6 protein-coding genes are annotated in these 7,452 nt (G+C 46.4%); all 6 read right to left on the bottom strand.

What is annotated here, in order from left to right; genetic code table 11:
• Positions 1 to 215 precede the first annotated feature (215 nt).
• Positions 216 to 1,088: a WG repeat-containing protein gene (locus L1278_RS19415; protein ID WP_253406683.1), complete on the bottom strand. Its 873-nt coding sequence runs from the start codon at positions 1,086 to 1,088 to the stop codon at positions 216 to 218.
• Between the two features lie 287 nt (positions 1,089 to 1,375).
• Positions 1,376 to 2,116, bottom strand: a complete 741-nt coding sequence (locus tag L1278_RS19410; RefSeq protein ID WP_253406682.1) for a LytTR family DNA-binding domain-containing protein — start codon at positions 2,114 to 2,116, stop codon at positions 1,376 to 1,378.
• Complete coding sequence (locus L1278_RS19405) at positions 2,109 to 2,813, bottom strand: sensor histidine kinase (protein WP_253406681.1); 705 nt, start codon at positions 2,811 to 2,813, stop codon at positions 2,109 to 2,111. The genes L1278_RS19410 and L1278_RS19405 overlap by 8 nt, the downstream gene beginning before the upstream one ends.
• Before the next feature lie 478 nt (positions 2,814 to 3,291).
• Positions 3,292 to 5,733: an outer membrane beta-barrel protein gene (locus tag L1278_RS19400; RefSeq protein ID WP_253406680.1), complete on the bottom strand. Its 2,442-nt coding sequence runs from the start codon at positions 5,731 to 5,733 to the stop codon at positions 3,292 to 3,294.
• 342 nt (positions 5,734 to 6,075) lie between these two features.
• A complete protein-coding gene (locus tag L1278_RS19395; RefSeq protein WP_253406679.1) occupies positions 6,076 to 6,405 on the bottom strand; it encodes a hypothetical protein in 330 nt (109 codons plus the stop codon).
• A 143-nt stretch (positions 6,406 to 6,548) separates the two neighbouring features.
• A complete protein-coding gene (locus L1278_RS19390) occupies positions 6,549 to 7,328 on the bottom strand; it encodes a hypothetical protein (RefSeq protein WP_253406678.1) in 780 nt (259 codons plus the stop codon).
• Positions 7,329 to 7,452: the final 124 nt, after the last annotated feature.

Genomic DNA, 7,452 nt, shown 5'->3' with positions numbered 1-7,452 from the left:
GGCCTCTTCCGACTTAAAACCCATAACGCGTCGCACGGTTAGTGCAACCACGGCTTCATTGTCGGCACTCCGTACCCAACGAAGCCTTAGTTGTTGAACATAACAGTAGCAGTAGTAATATTATTTGTTTATTCATGTGACAGCTTATTTGCTTAAAATATTAAAGATCATGGCTTAACTTTAAGATGCCCTAGGTATTTTAAATCTTTTGCCGGCTAACGTATTTCTTTGGATATCTTCATTTTAACCTCTTCATAAGAAAATTTTACAGCTATTACTTTTTCTCCGTTTTTATTGATAGCTCCCCATTTCTTCCCCTTCATAACCATGGCAAAACCATTTTCAAAAGGCTCACATAAATCATATTCCAAGGGAATAACAACATCCCCGTTCATGTTAATGAAACCGAACTTACCACCTTCCCTCACTTTGGAAAGACCATCCAGAAATCGACCAATCACCCTATATTTAAACTCCGTCAGTTGTTCCCCTCTGGAGTTATACAAAGCTTGGGTCTCGTGCTTGTTTTTACTTAGGACGATCAAGGCGTCATTTAACCATTCAAGGTAGTCATACTCACAAGGAATGACCTCTTTGCCAGTTGAATCACGCAGCCCATACTTTGACCAGGTAATCCGAGTCGTATAGACACCTGATTCTTCGGTTACACTATCCGTCTCCGTGACTACTATGTAAAATCCGTTTTGTGGTCTTATGTGTTTGTAAATAGGTTCGATTATGACCTGATTGCTGGTATTGATTACCCCTAGGTAATGCTCCCCCACATACGCCGCTTTGTAGCCGAATAGGAAGTTCCTGTTATCGATGTGTCTGATGTGATGATACCTAAAAGGAATTACAATTTTGTTCTCCCGATTTATAACGCCAACACCACTGTCTCTTACAGTTACCGCATGCTCTCCTTTAAACCTATAGGCATACTGATACTGTGGTTCTATTACCACTTGTTTATTTTCATCCATGTACCCCCAAAAGCCGTTTTGATTAAATGGAACTAGCTCTTGTGCAAATAAGCATGGGGTATAAAGGGGTATGAATAATAATAAAATATATTTTTTGATCTTCATGCTTTAGCCAAACTGTTCGCTTTTGGGTATTTTTTCTTTTTCTATAAGCTCTAACCTATCCATAAAATCAGACTTTTAGTTCTTTAGGCTTCTGCATATTCCAATAAAGTTACCCAATCCAATCAGTAAAATTAATCCTACTGCTACCACAGCTAAATCTTCATTTGAATTGCTGATAAGAAAATTGGCTAGCATTCCAAAACTTACTAAAGTGAAGCCAATTACAAATTCATCCAGGGCGTACTGCCTGAAGTTCGGCGCTCATCTCAATTGACGGAATATTAGTATCATATCCACTCCGAAATATCGCGTTTGATTTGTTCCCGGTAAGTGCTGCCAATCAAAATTTCCTCGTCCAGTTCTGTCTCAATCATATTACCATTTATGGCTTTGATGGCAGACTTGCGCACAATGAAAGAACGGCTTACCCGCAGAAATTGCGCGGCAGGCAGCTTCTCCTCTATCTTGGCCATCGTCATGTGCGTCAGTATTTTCTGGTTGGGCAGGTATAGCTGAATATAGTCCTTCATGCCTTTCACCAGAATGAGTTCGTCCGTATTAATCTGTACAAGCTTTTTATCCTGCCTTACCCAAAAGCTATGATGTTTGGTACCGCTTTTAGAGATCACCTTTTCAGCTGGATCGTTGACAGCACGCTGCATCTGCACCAGTTCGTCAACTTTGTGCACCGCTTTCAGGAACCGCTCAAATGAAATCGGTTTGAGTAGGTAATCGGCTACAGCCAATTCGAATCCATCCAAGGCATAGTCGGGGTAGGCGGTGGTCAGGATAACCTGCAGTTGGTGTGCCTGTGTCAGTTTCAGCATTTCCAGACCCGTCATTTCGGGCATGTTGATGTCCAGAAATATCAGGTCAGGCTGCTTGTCGCGAATGGTGACCAGCGCTTCGATGGCATTGTCGCAAACGGTGGCCAGTTGTAAGAAAGGCACCCGCGCCACATACTTGGCAATGATTTCCTGGGCGATGGGCTCGTCGTCAATAATAACGCAGCGTAGCGGCTTAGTCATGGGTATGGAGCGTTAAGCTGACTTTAAAGGAATCAGCTGTTTCAGAAATATTGAGCTGGTACTTTTCGGGATAAAGCAGTGCGAGGCGACGTTTCGTGTTCTCTATTCCTATACCTGCGACGCTGCTCTTTTCACTCTTTTTGGGAGGCGTGCTGTTCTCCACTTCAAACAAAATGGTCTCATTCTCCTGCTTTAAACTGATGTGTACCCACGCTTTGCCAATAGTGGCGTTGACGCCGTGCTTAAAGGCATTTTCGACAAAACTAATCAGCAACAGCGGCACGATGGGAGTTTCGTTATTTTGGATATGCTCAAAATTATAGCTGATAGAAACACGGGTGTTGTGGTGACGTATCTGCTCCAGGTTAATGTAGTCTGCCAGAAATGCCACTTCCCGCCCGATAGGTATACGCTTGCCACTGCTCTCGTAGAGCGAAAAGCGCAGCAAGTCCGACAGCTTGAGCACCACCTGCCCTGCCCGCTCGTTCTCCATCACCATCCCGTAAATGTTGTTCAGGGTGTTGAAAAGAAAGTGCGGGTGAATCTGCGCCCGCAGGAAGTTCAGCTCCATTTCAGTTTTCTCTTTTTGCAGCATTGCGTTTCGTTTGTTGGCTTCGTAGTTTCTTTTGAAGTAGTAATAGGCGGCGGCGATTACGTTGGGCAGCAAGACGAGCGACAAGACCCAAATAAGATTCATGTAGGAAAATATGTCTGCTATAGACCTTAGCGTATTTGCCACAGCGAATTGCTCAAGCCGCCCAGTGTCAGGAAAAAGATTTACCAAGGGGTCTAGTGGCAATTTAATGACCAAAACACTAGCTACATAAGCGGTAAGTAATACTAGCGAAAATGCGATCCATCTTCCAGAACTGATAAGAGAGGCGCCAAATTTTACCACTGCCAAGTGATTTGCATATACTAATAAAACCATTAACACAGTATAAACTAAGGTTGGCAAGGCAATAAAGTTTGTGCCAAATATAAATGCATTCCCATTAAGGCAAATCAAAAAAATCAAGCCCCAGGCTAAAATGTCAAGTGCCTTACTTTTAAGAGAAACCATCTGAACCAAATTCCCAGCCACTGCAGTCATATAAATCTAAGAGAAGCGTATACCTGCAACCACAATAAGCCGCAGGTATAGGTATAAGAAAAGCTAATATAGCGAAAATGGCTTAATTGGCTCTATTGACCACATCCTCGTTCCCCAGCTTTTTGGAGGCTGCTGACTTCACGGTTTGCTTGCCGAATCTGTATACCACCCCCAGCTGCACCCGCCTGGCATCATCATAGCTCACGCTTCGTGTCTGAATGTTGGAGCTGTTCACCACACCACCGCTCACGCTGCCCCTAAACACATCGAGCACCGCCAAGGTATACTGCAGCTGCTTGTTGAGCAAGTTTCCTTTCAGCGCTATGCGGGTATAGTGGTTGCCCACCAATTCAGCCAAACCATAGTTAAACGGCCCCGTGTAGTTGAAACCTGTTTCCAGCTTCAGATCGTGCGGCAGCGAGAAGCTGTTTTGCCAGCCCAGGGTATGGTAAAAGCTGCCAGGTATAGCCAGGTCGCCAAAATCTTTCTGCTGCATGACAGAGGTCATCAATGCGCCCATACCAAACACGCTGCCCGACCACCAGTTGGTCAGCTGGTAGCTGTAGTTAATATTGCCCCCGACGGATGTCATGTCGAAATTCCGGTTTTTCCAGTAAGCCACCCCGTCCTGGTTGATGGGCAGGTTCAGGAACACGTTCTGCTCCTGCCTGTACTCGAGCTCCACATACAGGTTGTTTTTGTAAATGCCGTTTACAGAGAAAGTATGCGTGTACTGTGGCAGTAATTCGGGGTTGCCTTCTTCTATGGTAAAATCGTCGAGATAAACCCTGTAAGGGGTGAGCACGCTAAAACCTGGGCGCTGCACCGTTTTGCGATAATTCAGCGTCATCACCAAATCATCTGTCATAGGGCGGCTTAACATTAGCGTTGGGAAAAAGTCGGTAAAGGTGCGATTGACTGGCTTGTGCTCGTTCACTTTATCTTCTACCTGCATGGTGGCGTGCTCTGCCCGCATACCTGCCCGCAGGGTGGTTTTGCCCAGCTGCTTGTCCAGGGTGGTATAGCCTGCCAAAATATTCTCCGTAAACACGTTCTCGAAACTAAAAGCCTCGTCTCGGATAAAGCGCCCATCCTGCAAATAGTCCTGCGTCGGTTGCGTGCGGTTGCCTGACAGGGTCATCTTAGCCCCAGCAGTCACATTCCAGCTGTTCCGAAATGGAAGCTCCCAGTCCATCTGCCCGACCATGATGTTGGCCCTGCTCTGGTTATCGTTTCTTACCCTTCTCAAAGACCCTAACAGACTGCCATCAGGCCCATACATGTTTTGCGAAAGCATCTCGTTCGTGGTGTTGCCCTGAATCGGGGTATAGGTGAAGATAAGGTCCAGCGACTTGCCCAGACTGTCGAGCTTGCCCGTGTAGTAAAGGCTGTAGGTCTGTACATGCCTGGTGGAATATTCCCGGCCGTCTGCCACTAAGGTAGAGTCTGTTATGCCGTTGAGCTGCTTTGCAAAGTCGATTCGCTTGCTAAGCGAGGTGTTATCGTCCACTCTTGTTTGCACGTAGTTAGTTTGTATACCGAGTGCGTGCTTATCAGACAGCTTATACTCATACATGCCCCTTACCGAAGGGATGGTGTTGCTGTACCTAAATAAGCCATACTCACGCAGCACAGGGCCGCTGCCATTGAGGGGCACCCTGTAGCCATTGTGTTCGGAGTGGGTCAGCGATCTGTTGTAGTTCAGGTTGAGATTGCTCACCCACTTTTGCTGGCGGTAGGTGAGCGAGGTGCCTACCAGCCCCCTACTCCTGATACCCTGCGACACGGTGCTTCTGGCAGAACCTGTTATACCTAGGGTGCGGGCTTTTTTGGTGGTAATGCTGATCACGGTGCTGATGTTGGCAGGATAGCGGGAAGACGGATTTGTGATAAAGTCAATCTTCTCTATTTCATCGCCCGTCATGGTCGTCATAATGGATTGCAGCGTGGCGCCGGGCATCTGCACCTTGTCCAACAGAATCAGGATACCGCCTTTCCCGTTCACCGACACGCTCTCGCCCTGCACCTGCACAAATGGCATGGACCTGAAAATATCCAGCAAGTTATCAGTTTGAAAGGTGCTGGCCTCCACGTTCAAGGTATAGCGGTCGGGGCTGCGCTCCACCACCTGCCGCTGCGTCTGTATCAACACTTCGCCTAGTTGGTTGTCGTTCCGATGCAGTCGCAAAATGCCAATATCTTGTGTTGGTTGCTCCGTCCGAACATGAACAGGTATGGAATAAGCCGGCTGAAAACCTACAAACCTCACTGCTACCATATATTGGCCAAACGGCAGGTTTTCAAACTCAAACCGACCCTGTTCATCGGTGACTTTACCTTTTACCAAGCTGCTGTCTGTTGCTGCCAAAAGTGTTACGGTAGCAAAGGGTGCTGCATTCGATGTATCATCATTCACTGTGCCGCTCACCTTGCCCTGCGCTAATACAGGTATAGCCGACACTAGCGACAGGCAGATGCAGGTGAGTATAAAAATCAAAAGTTTGGGAGAAAAGGTCTGTTCCATGAGCTATTGTTTTATTCACAGACCAAGTAACTATCCTCCCACATATTCACCGATTTTATTCGACGAAAACGGCTGGGGCTTCGACGTTGTATAGGCTTTTACTTAACCAGATGTTTCTTTTCATAGCAGCTGCAAAATAGGCCATTATGATCAAAGTAGGCCAGTTGGTTTGCAAAATGGCCTTGCATACGAATGTCCTGCTTTGATATTCAAGGCTGAAACTTGGTGGAATCCCAGGCCAAAAGTTCGCTGCCGTTCATTATAAAGTGTCTCGATGCTTACAGTGGCATGTAAGACCATGTCATAGTAGGCTGTAGCTTAAGAAGTAAGTTGGCGTTAGTTTTATGTTTTGGGACCTGTTCGCTCTAAAACCACATCACTTCCAGGGTACGGCCGCACTCGCCCTCCGGGCAGCGAGAGGAGCGGATGCGGTAGCCGTAGAACCAGCAGCTTCAACAGGATAGCGGAATGGTAGGCCGGGCGCCCGTTCTCGGCAAAGTCGGTGCGGAAGCCAAGCTGCTCCAAAGGAAGCGAATTGACAAAGGCGTCGATAAGGCGGACCTCGTTGCCCAGGGAGATCAGCTCCTCCAGGCTGGCCCCGCCACCGGCAACCTCGCCGCGGCTGCAGCCGTTTTTGAATTTCATAGCGCAAGTGGATAAGTCTATTATCACTTAGCCGCTTAGCATGATAAAAGTTGTAGGAAGAAAGATGTTATTAGACAGTCTGACGGGCTGGTGTATGCGATGCCCGCAGCCTTAGCGAGGGGTAAGTATGCGCATTGTTGGCATACTTTTTTCTTTAACAGTTGCAGACGTTAATATACTTCCTTTACATCAATTTCTCCTCTGCTTATAAGCCATTGCCCTGCTTTCCTGAGAAGCAGTTCATCTTCATGAACTAACCCAGGGTTGGAACGGCTTAGAACCTTATAACCAACAGGCACGTGTGCCTCGACTGTCCAAGAGGAACCATCTACTTGTAAAGCCCACCGATAGGGTTCTATAGCCCAGAAGTTCCCTCTTGTAAGGATCTTCTTAAACTCTTCAAACTGTTTTAGGGGGATTACCTTATCTGATTTCTCAAGTGCTCCAGTCTGCTTGTCAATTCTTGTTGTGTGAAGGATCGCCTGTTTGTCCTGCTTGTACAACTCAAAAACATAATCATCATGGAAAGCTCTGCTCCAGACAAACCGATAGGTTTCTTTGCCTGTGTAGAAGTTGTTAAGTACGGGGCTGTTTGCTTTCAGCAAGATTTCTGATAGGGAGTTGACTGTAGAAGAGTCCACCTTCAGTTCATGATAAAACCCCACCTTTTCGGCTGAAATCTTACTTAAATCTTTAGCAGTGTCATATGGGGCTTCGGCAATAATGCGCCCATAGGGGCTAAAGCCCCTGAAATCGTCATAGTTGAAGTAATTCACTGGCTTGAGAGGTATTCCCTGCTCGTTTAATAAACCCTGCTGATTTTTATACTTAGAGCCCAGATACAAGTTGTTATCAGTAGGATGCACTACTTGACGTTCAGGCAGTTGAGCAACTGACGAGCAACCAAAAGAAGCCAAAAGCAAAACAGCTACGTACATTGATGTTTTCATAGTTCTAATTTGTAAGAAGCTTATAAATCAAATCCTGACTAACGTTTATTTCTCAAGCCGTTGCGAAGCCCACATCTTCGGGTCTAAGGTCTAATTTAGCGATGTTTTTGCGAATCCTTTGCAC

It is taken from the genome of Pontibacter sp. HSC-36F09 (genome assembly GCF_024171605.1).
Taxonomy (GTDB): domain Bacteria; phylum Bacteroidota; class Bacteroidia; order Cytophagales; family Hymenobacteraceae; genus Pontibacter.
This window is presented reverse-complemented; position numbering and strand designations above follow the sequence as displayed.